3 protein-coding genes and 1 pseudogene are annotated in these 3593 nt (G+C 44.4%); all 4 read left to right on the plus strand.

Going from position 1 to position 3593, the window contains the following annotated elements; all coding sequences use genetic code 11:
- Positions 1–875: F0F1 ATP synthase subunit beta (gene atpD / locus PGX78_RS06800; RefSeq protein WP_270446064.1), on the plus strand; the 875-nt coding region annotated here is incomplete at its 5' end.
- Between the two features lie 3 nt (positions 876–878).
- Entirely contained in the window at positions 879–1301 is a 423-nt protein-coding gene (locus PGX78_RS06805) for a F0F1 ATP synthase subunit epsilon (RefSeq protein ID WP_006942713.1), read from the plus strand.
- 255 nt (positions 1302–1556) lie between these two features.
- Positions 1557–2774: a MalY/PatB family protein gene (locus tag PGX78_RS06810; RefSeq protein ID WP_270446067.1), complete on the plus strand. Its 1218-nt coding sequence runs from the start codon at positions 1557–1559 to the stop codon at positions 2772–2774.
- Between the two features lie 660 nt (positions 2775–3434).
- Positions 3435–3593 (plus strand): annotated as a pseudogene (locus tag PGX78_RS06815) (tRNA (N6-isopentenyl adenosine(37)-C2)-methylthiotransferase MiaB); the annotation flags it as partial.

Here is a 3593-nt window from a genome sequence, read left to right on the forward strand (position 1 = left end):
ACTCCGTATTTACGGGCGTAGGTGAACGTACACGTGAAGGTAATGACTTGTGGAACGAAATGAAGGAATCGGGCGTTATCAGTAAGACCGCTTTGGTATACGGTCAGATGAACGAACCGCCCGGAGCTCGTATGCGCGTAGGTCTTACGGGTCTTACAATGGCGGAATACTTCCGCGATAAAGAACATCAGGACGTGCTTTTGTTCGTCGACAACATTTTCCGTTTCATTCAGGCCGGTTCGGAAGTATCGGCATTGCTCGGTCGTATTCCGTCAGCCGTAGGTTATCAGCCTACGCTCGGCACGGACGTCGGCGCCTTGCAGGAACGTATTACGTCGACGAAGGAAGGTTCGATTACATCGGTACAGGCCGTTTACGTCCCTGCCGATGACTTGACTGACCCGGCTCCGGCCGCTACGTTCGCCCATTTGGATGCAACGACCGTATTGTCTCGTCAAATCGCCGAATTGGGTATTTACCCGGCCGTCGATCCCCTTGACTCGACATCGCGTATTTTGGATCCCCATATTATCGGGGAAGAACATTACGAAACGGCTCGCGAAGTACAGGCAATCCTTCAAAAGTACAAGGATTTGCAGGATATTATCGCCATCTTGGGTATTGATGAATTGTCGGAAGATGATAAGCTTACGGTTGCACGTGCTCGTAAGGTACAGCGTTTCCTCAGTCAGCCTTTCGCCGTTGCGGAACAGTTTACGGGTCAACCCGGTCGCTATGTTCCGTTGAAAGAAACTATTGCGGGCTTTAAAGAAATTCTTTCCGGTAAGTGCGATGACATGCCGGAACAAGCTTTCTATCTGGTCGGCAATATTGAGGAAGCGTACGAAAAGGCTAAGACTCTGAAGGGAGAATAGTCTATGGAAGAAACCGCTAGAACGCTCCGTCTGGAGGTCATTACACCTGATGCTTCCGTATATTGCGATGATGTAGAGTTTGTTCTTGTGCGCGCTTTAGACGGTGATTTGGGTGTCATGCACGGTCATGCACCCTTAATCGCATCTCTTGACATTTGGCCCCTTACGGTTACCAAAGAGGGAGCGGAAAAGAAGATCGCCGTTGCCAAAGGTTTCATGGAAGTCAATGATAATAAGGTCACCATCGTAACGCCGGCGGCCGAACTTCCTGAAGACATTGACGTAAAGAGAGCGGAAGCTGCTAAACATCGAGCGGAAGACCGCTTAGCAAGCAAGAATGAAAAAATCGACCACGTTCGTGCCGAATTGGCATTGAAACGGGCCATTCAGCGTCTGGATGTAGTAAAGACCTTTTCAGGCCGGTAGTTGCAGATAACTGAATAAGTTGATAGGCTCAAAATGCCGGACAGGCAATGTGAAAGTACATAGTCTGTCCGGCGTTTTGTATACCGTGAAGGCTTGCCGATACATCGTAGCCGTGCGATGTATATAAGTCTATTTGGGTGTAAAGTAGCGGTTTTTCACGGTTTTTTGTATGTCGGCATTTTACTTTGACATAGCAAAAATCAGTGTGATATGATGACTTTAAGTTTTAAACTATACTGATTCAGGGGGATTAAAATGAAGTATAATTTTGATGAGATTGTCGATCGTCGGCATACAAATGCCATGAATACGGACGGATTCCGCGGTTATATTTTTCATGATTTTGAAGGAAAAAAGAAGTTCCCTTTTAAGGACGAAGAATTTATTCGCATGTGGGTAGCCGATATGGAATTTGCCATGTGCCCCCATATTATTGATGCTATAAAAGAACGCTTGGATAAGCGAATTCTCGGCTATAGTCAGGTTTTTGAACAGGAATTTTACGACGCTTATAACAAGTGGAGTAAAAAAATGTACGACTGGACTTATGAACGAAAGGATTTCTGCTTTTCTCTCGGCATCATTCCCGCTCTTTATAAGTTGACGGAATTTATTTTGACGGACCACGAATACGCCATTGTCAATACTCCGGCTTACGGATACTTTAAGCATCCTTTAACGTACAACGGAAAACAGGCCGTTTTTAATCGTCTGGTTAAAGATAAAAAGGGCGTTTGGCAAATCGACTTTGACGCTTTGGAAAAGGCGGCCGCACATCCTATGGCGAAGCTTTTGATTTGGTGCAACCCTCACAATCCGACCGGTCGTGTATGGACGGAGGAGGAATTGAAGAAGGTTGCGGCTATTGTAGAAAAACATAACCTTTGGATTATTAGCGATGAAATTCATTGCGACCTTCTGCGCCAAGGGAAGCGGCACATTCCTATGGCTAAAGTCATGCCCGATTATGACAAACTTATTGTTTGCACCTCTGCTTCTAAATGCTTTAATATGGCGGGACTTATGTTTGCGGAAATCCTGATTCGAGATGAAACGTTGAAAGAATGGTATATTGCCTATACCAATTCGTACGCTATGAACGTTAATCCCCTAGCCATTGCGGCGCATCAGGCAGCCTATGAAAAAGGCGGGGAATGGCTTGATCAAATGAAGACGTACTTGGACGGAAACTTCGCCTTTGTTAAGGAGACGCTCGACAGGGAATTGCCGGAAACACATTTTGTCATTCCCGATGCCACCTATCTGGCATGGGTAGACTTAAGCACTTATCTGGCTGACGTAGAAGATATTCCCGACTTCTTCGCCAACAAAGCCGGTGTTCTTCTCGAAGGAGGGGACGCTCTCTTCGTAGACAATGCACAGGGCTATGTACGACTCAACCTGGCTATGCCTCGGACCCTCATTGCAGAAGGCCTGAAGCGGATTGTAAAGGCTATTAAGGAAAGAATATAAAGAAGAATAAACCGCCTGTTTCTCGAGAGACAGGCGGTTTTGGTATGCAAAAGATATGATAAATATTTTTAAATCGTATTTATTTTACAAGAAAGTATTTGAGAGGATGTTTATCAGGATAGATATGAGAAGCAATCCCGTCAGTGATAAAAGGATAGGCAAAGTTTCTTGTAAATTACGTCAAATCAACACACATAAAAATAGCAGGCGTATTCGCCCGTAGCCTTACGCAGCATTCCGGGTAACAACCATTCCACTATTATGAATATAGCAAGAAAATAAAGCCGCATGCAAATAAAAAATCACCGAATGGTATGCCGCAAACGGGGTGCAATTCCCCTGGTCGGTCTCATACCAAATCAGTGATTATTTTGATTACAGTATAGCAGATGAAAAGGTTTTATGCAAAACAAAAGGAAGGGTTCAAAGAAATAAATAGTGCAAAAACAATTGTTAAACGGCATCAGGTAATGATTTCCGAGTCATATAAGAATATACGCTTCATTTAAGGCAGTATACCCGGCTATTTTGATTTGTGGAAGGTAACATAAGTGCGGAGTATCCTTCTTTTCGTACTGTTGTAGTCTTCCGTAATATGGTATCATTAAATGTAAAAACGAATTTCAAAAGTATTATAAAAGAAGGTAACGGAGACTATACATGGATTTATTGGCAAGTAAGCACTATTGTTTAATGACCTACGGTTGTCAGATGAACGAGTCCGATTCGGAACGGTATGCAGGGCAGTTGGAAGAGCTGGGATACACGCCGACGGAAGACCCCGAGTTAGCCGATGTCATTCTTATGAATACGTGTTGT

The organism is Megasphaera sp. AF13-6AC (assembly GCF_027685385.1).
Classification (GTDB): domain Bacteria; phylum Bacillota; class Negativicutes; order Veillonellales; family Megasphaeraceae; genus Megasphaera; species Megasphaera micronuciformis.

What these genes read in the sequence shown, in the direction of transcription:
- PGX78_RS06805 (WP_006942713.1), top strand. Translation starts at nt 879, where the DNA reads ATGGAAGAAACCGCTAGAACGCTCCGTCTGGAGGTCATTACACCTGAT.
- PGX78_RS06810 (WP_270446067.1), top strand. Translation starts at nt 1,557, where the DNA reads ATGAAGTATAATTTTGATGAGATTGTCGATCGTCGGCATACAAATGCC.